Below are 14,846 nucleotides of genomic sequence, written 5' to 3' on the forward strand. Positions count from 1 at the left end.
TGTACCGCCCACCATTTATGCGGAGCCGTAGTTAAGTCGGTTATAACGCCGGCCTGTCACGCCGGAGGCCGCGAGTTCGAGTCTCGTCGGCTCCGCCACGTAAATTTAGTCCTCATACATTGTATGGGGACTTTTTTTATGCCCAAAATATCTTATGGCTGTTTAAACAGTTTTATATCAGGTCTTCTTCTCTTAAAAATATCAATAAGGCTTTAACAAGTAATAGTATTTGTTATTTGTAAGCTTTTGATGTAGCCATCCAATATCTTTTTTTGACTATCTTTCTGTATTTCTAAACCATTATCAATGCCACGAAAAAACAGCGTTTTTTCATGAGATCATCAGGGCAATCGTATGAAAGAGTGCAGTACTACCACTGTGATTGGAACGGCGATTCTTTGTATCTGTATGACACTGCTCACAATAAGTTTTGTTGAGTTGCTAATTCGTCGTGACGCCGAGCATGAAGCTGCGCTTATGCGAGATACGCTGTTGAATACAGGTGCATTGATCGCACAGGAGATTCAACGGAACCTGTCATATGGGGTGGTTGTTACAGAAACGCTTCATGCTTTGCTTGAATCCAATGATTATGATGTGCACGAGTTTGATAAATGGGGGGAACAGCTGACGTCGATTGGCTCTGGTGTCGGTTCAGTTCAGCTTGCTCCAGATGGAATTGTTTCTCATATTTATCCGCTTAAGGGGAATGAAGGCGCAATAGGGCATAATTTGCTTAAAGATAAACATCGTGATGACGGTGCGCTACTTGCGATTCAAAGTCGGGAACTGACTTTTTTAGGCCCGCTTAAGCTTATTCAAAATGGAAAATACGCTGTGATCGCTAGAAAGCCAGTGTTCAGAATTGAACATGGTGAAGAGAAGTTCTGGGGTTTTACTATCGCGTTGTTGCTTGTGGATGATGTTCTTCCTGCCAGAGTGTGCCAGTTAGATCAGCAAGGTTTGTATATTAAGCTTGAAGGGTACAACCCGGACTCTGAAACTGCTTCGGTGCTGTTTACTTCTGAGAAATGGCACGGGGGCAACGATGTTGCAATGCGCATTGAGGTGCCGAACGGAGAGTGGGTTCTGCATCTGGCGCACGATCCCATCGATAACAAATATTATATGCTGAGTCGTATTGTGACGATTTTCTTTTCAGTCTTTTTTTCAGCATATGTATTTGTGCAGCAATGTCTTATGAGCGCGAAGCAGGACGAAATCTCTTACCTGAATAAGCGCCTTACCACGCTTTCGCTTAAGGATGAACTGACAGGTGTGGGGAATCGCAGGGCAGGGATGATGGCTCTGGAGAAGAGAGTTCAAGAGTCACAAGCTGCAAATAAATCGCTTTCGGTTTTGATGCTCGATCTTGATTTGTTCAAGCAGGTGAATGACAACTATGGACACCCTGCTGGAGACAGTCTTTTAAGGCATTCTGCATTATGTCTAAAAAAAGCGGTTCCACTTTGTGATACTGTTTTCAGGATTGGCGGAGACGAATTTATTATGCATTTCCCCGAAATGACCTTAACGCAATGTACCGATGTTGCAGAACGTATTGTCGATTTCGTAAAGAATATGCCTTGCGAGTATGATGGGAAGGAGCTTCCAATGAGTTTTTCAATTGGGATTGCAGAGTATCGCTCAGATGAATCAATAGAGTCACTATTGCGACGAGTAGATGATAAGCTTTATGAGGCTAAGAAGGCAGGAAGAAATACCGTTAAATTTTAATAACTGGGAACAGTTTATTCTTAGTGAAGAAAGAGAGTGATAATTCAAAAGAAGCGTTGCTAACGTGTTTTATACAAGAAGTAACAATCGGGTGTTCCATCAAGGAACACCCGATTTTTTTATTAAGAGTGTTGAATAAGCTGTGATTGATTCATTTTCCATTTTACCGCACCGTGAAGAAGGAGTGTTGTAACAACAACAGTACCGCCTTCGACAGCTCTTTGGCTTGGTATTTCATTGAGGCAGAGCCAAATCCAGAGAGGGCCGGTTGCCGTTTCCAATAACATAAGCATCCCGACTTCTGCCGCGGGGATACGCATTGGCCCTAATGTAATAAGAATAAAGGAAACCGGTATAATAACAACGCAGTGAAGAAGCATCCAACCCCAGCCGGTGCTGAAAATATCTAAGGGGTGTCCAGCTGCGCCGCTGATTGCGGCAGTGATAGCCCCTGCAACGATAAGGGCAGGTGTCATATTTCTGGAGCCGGCTTCTCGGTCGCTTACAAATTTTCCGGCAAGCGCAACACTGCATCCTAAGGCCGTCAGGTCACCCCATATATTGGCACTGTGCCATGAGTCTGAAAGAACCCACATAATGCCCATCATAGAAACAACAATAGCAGCCCATGTTATCGGCGGAGAGCTTTCTTTCAAAAAGATACGTGAAAGAATGGCGGCAAAAAGAGGCTGCGTGCTGATCATAACCAATACGTTTGCGACCGACGTCATATAAACAGAAGATACAAAGCAAATAGTGCTGGCAACAAAAAGCAAGGCTGAACGCAATATTTTTTTGTCCAAAGAAAGGATGCGCTGTTTCGGCATGGAAAAACGGCACCAAAAATAGACCATAAGGCTTAGTAGCAGCCCGCGCCAAAAGAGCAGGTCGAAGGATTGGGCATTGATGAGCCGTATCATAAGGGAATCGAAACTTAGAACAAGCACGCCCAGTGCTGTTAGAAGTAGCCCTTTAACATATTCAGAATGCATAAGTGTCTCACAACTTGGTAAAAGGTCTTTCTGTGCCATGAAAAAGGCTGATGCGGCGAAATACTATGTTTGGAATATTAAGTCACCAGATATTCAGATAATACGGTGCGTAGAGCTGGTTTGTGATTACAAAGTAACTCTGTAAAAGCAGCATGAAAATTTTACGCTGTAACGAGTGTCCACTAATGTGAAAAGAGGCAATGCGATTATAAAGGATATTTGCTTACGAGTATTCATGTTTGGAACGAGAAAAAAATTTCGAGCATATGTTCATAATAAATCAAATAGTTATGATTTTTTTTGAACATATGCTCATTTTTTCTGTTGACTTTGAGAAGCGGATACATAAAGTGTGAGTACTTACTAACCGAACAGGAGAATTTGTGGGCAGACGAAAAATAACCCGTGTTGTCAGGCGGATGCCGCATGTTGTGTTTTACAAACCGCAGGGCATACCAATGATGGACTTAACAACAGTTGAATTATCTGTAGATGAGTTTGAAGCATTACAGTTGATTGATGCTGAAGGGTTTTTACAAGAAGAAGCTGCCACACAAATGGGGGTTTCCCGTCCTACACTTGGACGCATTTTAGCAGGTGCACGAAAAACAGTGGCAACTGCACTTTCAAATGGATGCGCGATTCGAGTTGAAGGTGGAGACTATAAATTTGAAGCAGAGTTACAGGCTAAGAACGAAGCAGGACAGCCTTGTTGTTCTGGTGGTAAGCAAACAGAGAGGTAGCCTTATTGTGGTGTAGCGCACCACAGAGGCGGTAGAGACGACCCATTTCTGATGCAATGACATCACCAAGGAGTAACACATGGAATCAGTTAAAATAGCAATCAGCACTAACGGCCCTACACTTGAAGATACTGTAAACCCACGTTTTGGGCGGGCACCAGGTTTTTTGATTGTTGATTCTCAGAGTCTTGAATTTTCGTATCTTGATAACGGTCTTTCCCAGACTATGTCTCAGGGAGCCGGTATTCAAGCTGCTCAAAATGTAGCTGGCAGCGGTGCACAAGTGGTGCTGACAGGCTACGTAGGTCCAAAAGCATTTACTGCTCTGGAAGCAGCACATGTTCAGATTGGACAGGACGTTGAAAATATGACGGTTCGTCAGGCCGTTGAAGAATTTAATAAAGGCAATATCACAATTGCTTCTTCACCTAATTCCCAAGGTAAAAGCGGAATGAGCGCAACAGCTCAAGCTCCGCAACAGCCTCAGGGAGCCGGCGCTGGTGCTGGCCGTGGTGCAGGTGCCGGAATGGGCGCTGGACGCGGCATGGGCGGCGGACGCGGTCAAGGTGGACAAGGCGGCGGACGTTGTGGCGGTCAAGGTGGCGGTCGCAGAGGCGGAGGTCGTTTCTAGTGATTATTGCAGTGGCTAGCGGCAAGGGTGGTACTGGTAAAACAACAGTTACCGCTGCGTTGGCAGCTAACTGGAAAACCCCCGTTGCTGCGGTTGATCTGGATGTTGAAGAGCCTAATCTTCATTTATTTTTACATCCTGCAATCACCGGAACAGAGAAAGGATATATAGAGATACCCCAAGCAGACGAGAGGATGTGCACCTCTTGTGGTGCCTGCGCTGAGTTGTGCCAGTTTAAGGCCATTGCATTAATTGGGGATACTTTGTTGACCTTTCCTGAAATGTGTCATGGTTGTGGCGGTTGTATTGCTGTGTGTCCAACCGGTGCATTAACAGAGAGTTCTCGCGAGCTGGGCGAGCTGTGCCATGGCACTTCCGGTGATATTGCGTTCCATATGGGTAGACTTCGCATCGGTGAGGCGATGTGTCCTCCACTAATGAAGTTGGTTAAGAACGAGGTCTTTTCATCGTATGAAAATGATACTCGCGACGTTATTCTAGATTCTCCTCCCGGTGCGAGTTGCCCTGCAGTTTGTGCAGTAGCAGATGCGGACTGTGTGGTGCTGGTGACAGAGCCTACCCCGTTTGGATTTTATGATTTTAAAATTGCGTATGAAGCTTTTTCTGTTTTCAACAAGCCAATGGGTGTTGTTGTGAACAAGGCTGGTATCGGAGACCGGCAGGTGTATGACTTCTGCAATGAACACAATATTCCAATCTGGGCGGAGATTCCGTTTGAGAGGGGGATAGCAGAAGCATATTCAACGGGATCAGTAATTACTGAGGCAGTTCCGACGCTAAAGCCTGTTTTTGAAGAGCTGACCCGCTCTATTCAGGAGTCCGTCCATGCATGAGATTCTCGTAATCAGCGGTAAGGGCGGAGCCGGTAAAACAACTGTTACCGGTGCGTTTGCCCACCTTTCAGATAATGCAATTCTTTGTGATCTTGATGTGGATGCGCCGGACTTTCATTTGATAAGTCAGCCGGATAAGTATCAGAATCATGAGTTTTGGTCTGGATACGAAGCTTCGATTCGGCAGGAAGACTGTATGCATTGTGGGGACTGCCTTGAGCGTTGCCGATTTGATGCGATTACTGTCAATGATGGTGAATATACTGTTGACCCGATGAAATGCGAAGGCTGTAAAGTTTGTGTTGCATTGTGTCCGGGCGAAGCAATTGATTTTACCTTAAAAAAATGTGGTGAATGGTACAGATCTAAAACTCGCTTCGGACAGCTTGTGCATGCACAACTGTATCCGGGCGAAGAGAACTCCGGCAGACTCGTTGCCCTGCTTAAAGATGAGGCCCGTAAAACGGCTAAAGAAAACGGGTACGATATTTTGCTGGCAGACGGTGCACCGGGCATTGGGTGTCCTGTCATCAGTTCTTTATCCGGAACCGATTTGGCTGTGTTTGTAACAGAGCCTACTCCTTCCGGCCTGCATGATCTGGAACGTGTTGCTGCATTATGTGACCACTTCCGCGTAAAAGGTTGTGTTGTCATCAATAAATACGATTTGAATACCGACATGACAGGCAAAATCGAATCGTTCTGTAAACAGCAGGGCTATCCTGTTGCGGGAAGAATTCCGCATTCCGATGCTGTCACAGCAGCAATGGTAGACCGCAAGGCTGTTACAGAGTTTGATTCTGCAATGTACTCTGATTTTGCCGGTATTTGGAACAATGTACTCTCACAGCTGTAATTAACCCTTGCAGCACTGAAATTTTGACATGTTACAAGGAGAAAATATGTCTTCAACTCTCGTAGCAGTTCCATCTGCAGCACCAGGTGGATTGGAAGCAGGCGTAGATGCACACTTCGGCCATTGCCAGATGTACACTCTTATTTCCGTAGAAGACGGAAAAATCGCCAATGTAGAAGTTATTCCGAACATCCCTCATGAGCAGGGTGGTTGCATGGCTCCTGTAAATTACCTTGCAGGTCACAAAGTGCAGACCCTTATCTCTGGCGGTATGGGCATGCGTCCTCTGATGGGTTTCCATCAGGTTGGTATTGATGTTCTTCACGGCAACGGCGCAGCAAGCGTTCAGGATGCTGTAAGTGCATTTATCGCAGGCTCTCTGCCTCGTTTTTCTCAGGAATTCACTTGTGGTGGCGGCGTTGATCACAGCGCTGAAGGCTGTGGCAGTCATCACTAGAAAAAAATTGCATAGGTATAAGGAAGACGAAACACGCGACATGAAAACAGCGCTGCAAATTTGGACTCCTGAGTTTGCATTTCTTGATCGCAAACGTGTCTTGTCTACGCTCCTGACCTATTAGCAACCCTGCGATGGCAACATCGCGCAACTATCGGAGCGGTCGTACGATACATCGATATTCTTTGCTGAAGGTATGAGCTGCACGGCACCGCGCCAAAGCAAACTTTCGCTAACAGCAGAGGCTCTTTTCTGGATATACTGATATAATCCGGTAGTTATGCAACAGAAAAACGAGGTGTGTTATCACCTCGTTTTTCTGCGTTTTACGACCCCGTTTTTATTGATAGCTAGCGCAGGCTATTAGTCAAAAAATCTTCTCTTGCCCTCTCCTGTCTATCTTTCCTTGCTGTTCTTGGCTTCAGTAACTATATACCTTGCGGTGCAGGGCGCAGTTCCTGCCATTTTGAGCCCAAGGAGACGCCCGTGTTTATCCCATTGGATACATGTACTGATGAATTTTCTGAAGAAGCTGCGGCATTCGGTTTTTGTACTGCCTGTGGCAAACAGCATTCTTTGCCTTATGGAGCGGCAAAATTTTATGCTCGCCAGTTGCGTCAGCAACTTGAGGATAAGGGCGATATGTTGTTGCCGATTCCAGACGGTGTAGAAAATCAGCAGGATATTCAAAAACAGATTGATGCACTGGAGGGGAATCCTCGGTACAGCATGGAATATCTTTGGGGCAAAGCACTTGGACAAATGCTTGGTGTCATGGTTTGTAAAAAGAATGATGGTACCATAGGTATTGTTCGTGCTTTCTCCGGTCAGTATGATCGACTGTACCAAATACCCGGCTGGGTACCGCCCGTGATGGATTTGGCGCGATATAATGCAGTGAACTCCGCTGGGAATAAAATAGTAAATGACTATTCAGACCGGATAGAGGCGCTTGCCCCCTCAGAGCAGGCGATGCTGCAACAATTGAAGCGGGAACGTAAAGCTTGTTCCCGTTCATTAATGGATGAATTATACGGGCTGTATATTTTGGGGAACTTTAAGGGTGAACAGAAGCCGTTAAAGAATGTTTTTTACAGTCAGCAGGGGATGCGAACTGGTACAGCTGATTGTTGTGCTCCTAAATTGATTCATTATGCACAGCAGAATCAATTGACGCCACTAGGGATTGCGGAATTTTTTTACGGGGCAGAAAATAAATCGCAGACAAGGCAGCACGGTAAATTTTACGAGGCGTGCGAAGAAAAATGCCAGCCGATTCTCGGCTTTATGCTCTGCGGATTACCATAATTTTTGGAATGATATATGTTTGATAAGTATGATGCATCACATCTGACTATGGATGTCCTGTATTCCGATGACCATTGTGTCGTGGTTTATAAGCCGTCAGGTCTGCTTTCAGTTCCCGGTAAGGGGCCGGAGAAAGCTGACTGTGTCGTCAGTCGTGTTCGGGAAATGTTTCCCGGGTGCATAGAACATCCTGAAGCACACCGACTTGATATGTCGACTTCGGGGATCTTGATCTTAGGGCTGACGTTGGAAGCAAAGAGAAATCTTTCTACAGAGTTTCGTGAACGGCGTGTTGGGAAGAAGTATGAGGCTATTCTTGATGGTGAAGTTCGTGGAGATAGTGGGGAAATTGATTTACCGCTGCGTCTGGACTGGTTCAACAGCCCGATTCGTATTTACGATCCGCTTCAGGGGAAAAAGTGTATAACACTTTGGCAAAAGCTTGATTATTTTGATGGAAAAACTCGTATTGCGTTTGATTTGATTACTGGCCGTACGCACCAGTTGCGAGTGCACTCATCACACAAATTTGGTCTTGGGTGTCCTATTGTAGGGGATAACCTTTATGGTACACGAAACCCCGGTGAGCGTTTGATGCTTCATTCTCGTTATCTGAAGGTAGCCCACCCTGTTACTGGGGAAATGCTGGAGTTTGACAGGGCACCTGATTTTTAACGTAGTAAAAAATGGTATATTTCAGATAGCGATATACTTTGGTGATACTTCGGGAGAATCGAAATGCTGACATTCAAATGTGCTGCCTGCCGCAGAAAGCTGTGGAAGTATTTTAAGATAGGCAAGGGCGAGGTTGTCCGGTGCCATAAAGACCGAATTAAAAAAGTTTTTGAAATCGACGAGCGCGATGGAAAAGTCTTTTGCGTATGCGGGCGTCCTATCGGAGTGGATAAAGAAGGGCACTACAGAATGATTCGTAATGCTTGCACGTACTCTGGGACAAAAGATCCGAAGAAATAAAAAAGGAAAGGGAGAATCCCTTTCCTTTTTTTGTTTTTACTTACGTAGATTACGCTTCTTCTTCGAGTGCTTTTTTCATAATTTCAATGACAGTCCCGCGTTCCTGTGCAAGGCGTTTCCATTTTTTCTTTTCTTTCTTGGTTGCTTCAATGGTGTGGAGCAAATCGCGTATTGTCTGTGCAGGATATCCGTAGCTTTGCTTGTCTTTACGCAGTTCTTCGTCGTTGCGTTGGCGCAGTGCCTTCAGTTGGTTCGCATTCAAAATCATAAGCACATCCTCTCAGGTTGATGACAAACGTGCGTGCCTCCCAATGAGGGAGCCCGCTGCTGGAAAGCGCACGGCATATGTCGTGAGCCTGTCGTTGTCCGGCTGCGAATGCTCTGTTGCATACCGGCATGCGTCTCAGAATCTGACGAATAGTACCAATGCGATTGTCATTGCGTAGTGTTGTCTCAATCTGCCTAAAAAACTCATCGGTAACCCGGGAAATCTGCGGCTACCTCGGGGCAGTAATCTTCCGGTATCTTGGATAGAACCGGAGTTGTGATTCTATACTGCCTGTACTTTGATGAGTTATCAACCTTGTAGACAACTGAACCTAAGGTTCTTTTTTGTCTACAGAACGTTTATTTAATGCTTTTCCTTCTGTACCTTCCGGCTCATATTCATCTGCTTTACCGTGTGGGATGGTATCCTTTGCTTTTGGCATAATAAGCCGCACACCTCGCTCAAAGAGCAGGTATTCAAATGCCCAGTTAATGAATACGATAACACGGTTACGGAAGCCGATAAGGTACAGCAGGTGGATAATAAGCCAAGTTACCCATGCAAAGAATCCGGTAATCTTAAGCTTTCCTAAGTGAACAACCGCACTCGAACGTCCAATTGTAGCTAGAGAGCCTTTGTCAAAGTAGGAAAACGGTGTCAGTTTTTTCCCTTCAAAAAGGCTCATGAGATTTTTTGCTGCCAGAACACCTTGCTGAATGGCGTTTGGCGCTACTGTAGGGCCGGAGAGCATTTTTTCTTCATCCATAGGTAGAGCAATATCTCCGGCTACAAAGACTTCGGGGTGTTCTGCAAGGTTTAGCTCAGGTTTTGTAATAATTCGATTTGCCCGTCCAAGAGGTAAGCCCATTTCTTCAGCAACTTTGTTTCCTCTGATGCCTGCTGTCCAGAGAACGGTGCGTGTTGATATGGTTTCACCGGACTTCAGGGTAACTTTATCTGCTTCTACCTGGACTACATGCTGTTTGTAGCAACCATGGACACCCAGCTTTTCCAGCTTGTTTTTTGCGTAATACCTTAGCTTGTCAGGGTATCCGTTTAACGGGCCATCTTCGCCTTCAATAAGTTTTATTTTTACATCTTCTTTATTGAGGCCTCTAAAGTCTCTGCGTAGAGAAGTATGGACAAGCTCCGCCAGTGCTCCTGCGTATTCGACACCGGTTGGGCCGCCGCCAACTACAGTAAAGGTGAGCAGTTGTTCTCGAATGGCAGGGTCCGGCTCGTACTGGGCATATTCAAAGCAAGAGAGAATATGGTTTCGAATATCAATCGCTTCTTCTGCATTTTTTAGCGAAAAAGCAAACTCTTCAGCCCCCGGCACACCGAAGTAGCTGGTGACGCTTCCCAAAGCAATAATGAGTCCATCGTAATGAATAGGGCCGACATCGCTGAGGAGTACTTTCTTTTCCAGATCCAGTCCGGTTACTTCTGCCATGCGGAATTCGACATTGAGCATTTTGCGGAACGTGCCGCGGAGCGGGTATGAAATCTGTTCTGGCTCCAGTCCGGCGGATGCAACTTGATATAGTAGCGGTTGGAAAAGGTGATAGTTGTTACGGTCTATGACTGTAACTTGGTATCCATCTTTTTTCCCGAACTCTTTAGCAGCCCAAAGTCCGGCAAATCCACCGCCTAAAATGATGATGTGCTTAGTATTGCTGTTCTTTTCTGACATATGTTCACCATTGTACGAGATAGTTTACTATAGTTATAGAACATGAATTGTAGCATAAAAATGAAAAGGTGGTACTTTCTATACCTATGTATGATTTTACAACAAGTGTATAGAGTTTTTTCAGATAATGAGGACTATGAATTATATGATATTTTAGATAGATTAGGTATGTTGCATTGTGATTATATATAGCAGGAGATGTTTGTGGGAAAACTCAGTATTGACCTGCTTCAATCCGGTATGGTGCTTCAGGACGAAGTTCGGGGGATGAAGGGGAAACGTCTGTTTCCTGCCGGTGTAGAGCTGGATGAACAAAAGATTACAATTCTTAAAGCATGGGGAGTGGTAGAGGCTGATATAATAGGGGGTACACGTGTAAGTTCCCGACGGGCTCAGCAGGAAAAGGAGTCTGTGGCGGATGAAGCGCAGTTGCTTGCAAAGCGGTATGTTACTCAGGCATTTCGCGGGCAGGAAGCCGGTTCAAGCTTTATGCGGCAGTTTCGGGTTCAGTGCGTAAAGCGCACAACAAAGGCAATACGCAGCCATAAATTTTCCGTCATGTCGTCAGAGACAATGCGTCAGCTTCATAGCCGCGCATTACAAAGTACTCTGCGTCCCGGAGAAATTACACCTCATGATGTTGTAGAAAAACAGCTTGAGCTCGTGTCTTTTCCGGATATTTATTACGAGATAGTGCGTGAATTGGATTTTCCGTTTACGACCTCGCGCAGGCTTGCAGCGATTGTTTCCAAAGATACGGGACTGGCAGCTCGTATTCTGAAATTGGTGAACAGTCCCTTCTACGGGTTTCCGTCCCGTATTGAGAGTATAGAGCGTGCGTTGACCATTCTTGGGTCTAACGAGCTGACAACACTTACTCTCGGGTTAAGCGTTGTGCACATTTTCTCCGGTGTTCCGGATACAGTTTTTAATGTTCAGGATTTTTGGGAATATGCGATTTCCTGCGGGATTTTATCTCGCCTTCTCGGTGCCCACTGCACTGAGATTATGGAAGAACGTTTATTTGTGGGTGGCTTGTTGCAACCGGTAGGTATGCTGCTCATGATTAGTTATGACCCTGCTTCCATGTGCAAAGCTGTTTTGTTAAGCCGTACAAAAGGTGTTTCAATGCCTGCGGCGGAGCGTGCAGTTTTTGGATTCAACCATGCGGAAGTTGGTGCTGCGTTATTGGAATCGTGGAATATTCCATCAACACTGACAAATATTGTGCGGCATTGTTACACGCCGCTTTCTTCGCCTTTGCCGACTGATTCAAGTATCGTGCATCTGGCGACCGTTATGGCAACAGGATTGCGCAGAAAAGATTTTTGCACGTATTATTTGCCGGACTTTTTTCCTGCTACACTGGATGAGACAAAGATTTCTCCTTCTGCATTGGTGCCAATTCTTACACAATATGATAAGCAATTTGCAGATACACATGAAATTTTGACCGATGGCATGTAGCCATGCAGGTATTGCAGCCTTAGTGTAGCTGGTGTAATTCAAGTAGGGAAAGACAACGGACTGCATGTATGCAGTTTTCGAGTTGTTCTGGGAATAGAGCCGGAGAGTGCGTGCTTTTCGGCTGATGAAGTCGTACTTATAAGCAAAGTTGGGTGAGATGGTAGAGCATGAACCATTTGTTTCTCCAGACAAAAACAATACACCGGAAAACCGGCAGGCGTTGTTGAAAATTCTGGAGGCAGCAACAGGGATGGGGCATTTTGGGTATCGGTTAAGTGAAGTTGCCGATGTTTCGAGCATGCTGTCTGAAATTGCTGCCAATGTTGAGGCTATCCACCCCTTTAAGACGATGGCATTTTTGCTTGTAGATGAAGCGTCGCATGATTTTGTAATGTCATGGTGCTCTTCCGATGCAGCAAAACAGAGTATTACCGATGCCTGTCGTCAGCTTATGGAAGATCATACCTTTTCATGGGCTCTCCGTCGTAATCATCCTACTAATGTTACTTCTGAAGAACTTGGTGAAGTGTTATTGCATCCTTTGCAGACTTCATCTGGTCCTGTCGGCATGTTTGTGGGCGTGCTACCGGATGATAAGCCGGCGGAAGACGTTTCATATTACCTGCTTTCCATGACGCTTGTTGCAGCAAGCATTGCTATTGAAAACTTTTTTCTTCTATCGCAGCTCTCAGAAAGTAATAGTGCGCTTGAAGAGAAAGTTACCAGCCGTACCGAAGAGTTGAGTGCTTCAAATAGGCAGCTCAGAAGGACTCTTCAAGAAAAAGAAAGATACAAGCAGCATTTGGAACTTCTGTTTTCGTCCATGCAGGACGTAATGATCTCAGTAGATCCGGAATTGACTGTGCAGAGTATTAACCGTGCAGGAGAAGAACTGTTCGGTGTTGTACAGGATGATGTGGTCGGCAAGTTGCTTCCGCAGGTTATGCCTGACCTTGCATTGCGTTGTGATGAATTTTTCCACGATGTCTTATCCTATGGTGAACGAATTGTAGAAGAGCGTGTAGAGCTGCTGCTTGATTCAGATGCACGCCACATTTTTATGATTAACTGTTCACCGTTCGCCTCTGGTGTTGAAGGGCAGCGAGGCGCAATGCTGATGCTTCGTGATATTACCCGCCTTGTTTCTCTTGAAGAACAATTGCAGGAACGTCGTTCCTTTAAAAATATAATCGGAACCAGCAAGAGTATGCTGAATTTGTACTCTATGTTGGAAAACCTTGTTGATCTGGACACAACAGTGCTTGTCACTGGTGAGTCTGGAACAGGTAAAGAGCTTGTTGCAGAAGCTCTGCACCACAACGGTGCCCGTGCTAACGGGCCGCTTGTTCGCGTGAACTGTTCTGCCTTGTCTGAAAACCTACTCGAAAGTGAACTTTTCGGACATGTTCGAGGTGCCTTTACCGGCGCTACAAAGGACAAAGTCGGTCGTTTTGAAGCGGCTGAGGGTGGTACAATTTTCCTTGATGAAATCGGGGACATTTCATTGCGTATTCAGGTGTTGTTACTCAGGTTCCTTGAATCACATGAATTTGAGCGCGTTGGCGATACTGTCACACGTAAAGCGAACGTTCGGATTGTAGCCGCTACAAATGCTGATTTGCAGCAGCGGGTAGCACAAGGCGTTTTCCGTTCTGACCTTTTCTACCGATTGAATGTTATGAATGTTCACCTTCCGCCGTTGCGTGAGCGTCTTGATGACATGGCTTTGTTGGTACAGTTCTTCATTGATATGTTTAACGATACACTGGGGGTTTCTATTTCCGGTGTTTCAGAACAAGTCATGCAGATATTTATGAACCATCCATGGCCGGGGAATATTCGTGAGTTGAAGCATACTATTGAACATGCTTCGATTCTTGCCCGTACCGGACGGATTACGCCGGAGCACCTGCCAGTTCAGATTTTGGGAGCCGATCCACTGTCTAGTTCTGATGTGGTTCGTCATCCTCCATATGGTGGCGGATACGGGGGAGGCTACGGTTCTCAATATTCTCCACAGCCTTTGATCAGCCCAAATGCATATATGCCGGCTTCACTTCAGCAAGCACGTGTGCCTTGTCACACGGTTACAGCTGAAGAGGTACAAGCGGCTATTGCTTCTGCAAATGGTAATAAAACTGCCGCTGCGAAATTATTGGGAATGGGTAGAGCTACCTTATATAGAAAGTTAAAGGAACTTGGATTAGGATAAACACTGTACTGTATCAACTGTCTCAAGTTGTCTCAAAACGTCTCATGATACGTCTCATGAGACGTTTTTTTATTTTCTCTTAAGAAAGGCTTTTTGTTTATTCCTAATAAAAACAGACTGTTGTAAGTTTTTATAAAGTTGGCATTCTGTTTGCTATATAAAAGCAAGACCTGCTTGTCACAATGCAACACGAGGCAACAGGGCAAAAATTTCGGTCAGCAGTATCCTATACGATGCTGTACTACGCCTGAAGGTGCAGAGCCTTCCGACAGTCTTGGGGAAAAGATTGTTGGAACCCCGCTGGGGAATAGTAAGGTTCCTGGAAGGTTTTGCACATATTGTCTGCACTTTCGAGTGCAGATCGGGGGATAGCCGGGTGAGGATTTTTCCTCATCGGGGCACGGGGGGGTATAGTACTCAAACTATACGCAATAGAGAGCAGGTTATGTCCCGCTCTGTTTCGCAGACAAAACGTTAGTTTTTGTGAATGCGGGGGAAAGCTGATGGACGGCATGACCTGCCACGGTGGACGCAATTTACTGCGAGAATAATTATTCGGCTGAAGTTGCCGTATGAGTGCTATAGAAGAAAGCTGAGTATCTGTCTCGATACTCGGCTTTTTTCTGCGATCAGTCGAAGAGAAATAACAAATT

General features: G+C 45.5%; 14 protein-coding genes and 1 tRNA gene. 12 read left to right on the forward strand and 3 right to left on the reverse strand.

Going from position 1 to position 14,846, the window contains the following annotated elements:
- The first annotated feature begins 21 nt into the window (after nucleotides 1–21).
- Both QZY95_RS11830 and QZY95_RS11835 read left to right on the forward strand, forming a co-directional pair.
- Nucleotides 22–98: transfer RNA gene (locus QZY95_RS11830), tRNA-Asp, on the forward strand.
- Nucleotides 99–354: 256 nt separating this feature from the next.
- Nucleotides 355–1,737: a sensor domain-containing diguanylate cyclase gene (locus QZY95_RS11835; protein WP_290923740.1), complete on the forward strand. Its 1,383-nt coding sequence runs from the start codon at nucleotides 355–357 to the stop codon at nucleotides 1,735–1,737.
- A 122-nt stretch (nucleotides 1,738–1,859) separates the two neighbouring features.
- Here the strand turns inward: QZY95_RS11835 and QZY95_RS11840 are convergent, their stop codons facing one another.
- Entirely contained in the window at nucleotides 1,860–2,729 is an 870-nt protein-coding gene (locus tag QZY95_RS11840) for a DMT family transporter (protein ID WP_290923742.1), read from the reverse strand.
- A 383-nt stretch (nucleotides 2,730–3,112) separates the two neighbouring features.
- Between QZY95_RS11840 and QZY95_RS11845 the strand changes: the two genes are divergently transcribed.
- From QZY95_RS11845 to QZY95_RS11880, 8 genes are all read left to right on the forward strand, one after another.
- Entirely contained in the window at nucleotides 3,113–3,472 is a 360-nt protein-coding gene (locus QZY95_RS11845; RefSeq protein ID WP_290923744.1) for a DUF134 domain-containing protein, read from the forward strand.
- A 79-nt stretch (nucleotides 3,473–3,551) separates the two neighbouring features.
- Complete coding sequence (locus QZY95_RS11850; protein ID WP_290923745.1) at nucleotides 3,552–4,103, forward strand: NifB/NifX family molybdenum-iron cluster-binding protein; 552 nt, start codon at nucleotides 3,552–3,554, stop codon at nucleotides 4,101–4,103.
- A complete protein-coding gene (locus QZY95_RS11855; protein WP_290923747.1) occupies nucleotides 4,103–4,957 on the forward strand; it encodes an ATP-binding protein in 855 nt (284 codons plus the stop codon). The genes QZY95_RS11850 and QZY95_RS11855 overlap by 1 nt, the downstream gene beginning before the upstream one ends.
- Nucleotides 4,950–5,813 (forward strand): ATP-binding protein, encoded by an 864-nt coding sequence (locus QZY95_RS11860; RefSeq protein ID WP_290923750.1) that lies wholly within the window; start codon nucleotides 4,950–4,952, stop codon nucleotides 5,811–5,813. The genes QZY95_RS11855 and QZY95_RS11860 overlap by 8 nt, the downstream gene beginning before the upstream one ends.
- Nucleotides 5,814–5,859: 46 nt before the next feature.
- A complete protein-coding gene (locus QZY95_RS11865) occupies nucleotides 5,860–6,270 on the forward strand; it encodes a NifB/NifX family molybdenum-iron cluster-binding protein (RefSeq protein WP_290923752.1) in 411 nt (136 codons plus the stop codon).
- Nucleotides 6,271–6,756: 486 nt separating this feature from the next.
- Nucleotides 6,757–7,578, forward strand: coding sequence for a hypothetical protein (locus tag QZY95_RS11870; protein WP_290923754.1), 822 nt, complete (start codon nucleotides 6,757–6,759; stop codon nucleotides 7,576–7,578).
- Nucleotides 7,579–7,593: 15 nt separating this feature from the next.
- Complete coding sequence (locus tag QZY95_RS11875) at nucleotides 7,594–8,253, forward strand: RluA family pseudouridine synthase (RefSeq protein ID WP_290923756.1); 660 nt, start codon at nucleotides 7,594–7,596, stop codon at nucleotides 8,251–8,253.
- A gap of 63 nt (nucleotides 8,254–8,316) precedes the next feature.
- A complete protein-coding gene (locus QZY95_RS11880; protein WP_290923758.1) occupies nucleotides 8,317–8,553 on the forward strand; it encodes a hypothetical protein in 237 nt (78 codons plus the stop codon).
- 49 nt (nucleotides 8,554–8,602) lie between these two features.
- Here QZY95_RS11880 and QZY95_RS11885 read toward each other — a convergent pair whose 3' ends face one another.
- Both QZY95_RS11885 and QZY95_RS11890 read right to left on the reverse strand, forming a co-directional pair.
- Nucleotides 8,603–8,821, reverse strand: coding sequence for a hypothetical protein (locus QZY95_RS11885; protein WP_290923760.1), 219 nt, complete (start codon nucleotides 8,819–8,821; stop codon nucleotides 8,603–8,605).
- A gap of 331 nt (nucleotides 8,822–9,152) precedes the next feature.
- A complete protein-coding gene (locus QZY95_RS11890; RefSeq protein WP_290923762.1) occupies nucleotides 9,153–10,514 on the reverse strand; it encodes an NAD(P)/FAD-dependent oxidoreductase in 1,362 nt (453 codons plus the stop codon).
- 204 nt (nucleotides 10,515–10,718) lie between these two features.
- Between QZY95_RS11890 and QZY95_RS11895 the strand changes: the two genes are divergently transcribed.
- Both QZY95_RS11895 and QZY95_RS11900 read left to right on the forward strand, forming a co-directional pair.
- On the forward strand, nucleotides 10,719–11,981 hold the full coding sequence (locus tag QZY95_RS11895; RefSeq protein WP_290923764.1) for an HDOD domain-containing protein: 1,263 nt from the start codon (nucleotides 10,719–10,721) through the stop codon (nucleotides 11,979–11,981).
- A gap of 157 nt (nucleotides 11,982–12,138) precedes the next feature.
- On the forward strand, nucleotides 12,139–14,193 hold the full coding sequence (locus QZY95_RS11900) for a sigma 54-interacting transcriptional regulator (RefSeq protein ID WP_290923766.1): 2,055 nt from the start codon (nucleotides 12,139–12,141) through the stop codon (nucleotides 14,191–14,193).
- Nucleotides 14,194–14,846 lie beyond the last annotated feature (653 nt).

This window comes from Halodesulfovibrio sp., from assembly GCF_015482765.1.
In the GTDB taxonomy this organism is placed as follows: domain Bacteria; phylum Desulfobacterota; class Desulfovibrionia; order Desulfovibrionales; family Desulfovibrionaceae; genus Halodesulfovibrio.

Coding starts and splice junctions, on each gene's coding strand:
- QZY95_RS11835 (WP_290923740.1), top strand. CDS start 355: ATGAAAGAGTGCAGTACTACCACTGTGATTGGAACGGCGATTCTTTGT.
- QZY95_RS11850 (WP_290923745.1), top strand. CDS start 3,552: ATGGAATCAGTTAAAATAGCAATCAGCACTAACGGCCCTACACTTGAA.
- QZY95_RS11885 (WP_290923760.1), bottom strand. CDS start 8,821: ATGATTTTGAATGCGAACCAACTGAAGGCACTGCGCCAACGCAACGAC.
- QZY95_RS11865 (WP_290923752.1), top strand. CDS start 5,860: ATGTCTTCAACTCTCGTAGCAGTTCCATCTGCAGCACCAGGTGGATTG.
- QZY95_RS11900 (WP_290923766.1), top strand. CDS start 12,139: ATGGTAGAGCATGAACCATTTGTTTCTCCAGACAAAAACAATACACCG.
- QZY95_RS11840 (WP_290923742.1), bottom strand. CDS start 2,729: ATGCATTCTGAATATGTTAAAGGGCTACTTCTAACAGCACTGGGCGTG.
- QZY95_RS11890 (WP_290923762.1), bottom strand. CDS start 10,514: ATGTCAGAAAAGAACAGCAATACTAAGCACATCATCATTTTAGGCGGT.
- QZY95_RS11880 (WP_290923758.1), top strand. CDS start 8,317: ATGCTGACATTCAAATGTGCTGCCTGCCGCAGAAAGCTGTGGAAGTAT.
- QZY95_RS11860 (WP_290923750.1), top strand. CDS start 4,950: ATGCATGAGATTCTCGTAATCAGCGGTAAGGGCGGAGCCGGTAAAACA.
- QZY95_RS11875 (WP_290923756.1), top strand. CDS start 7,594: ATGTTTGATAAGTATGATGCATCACATCTGACTATGGATGTCCTGTAT.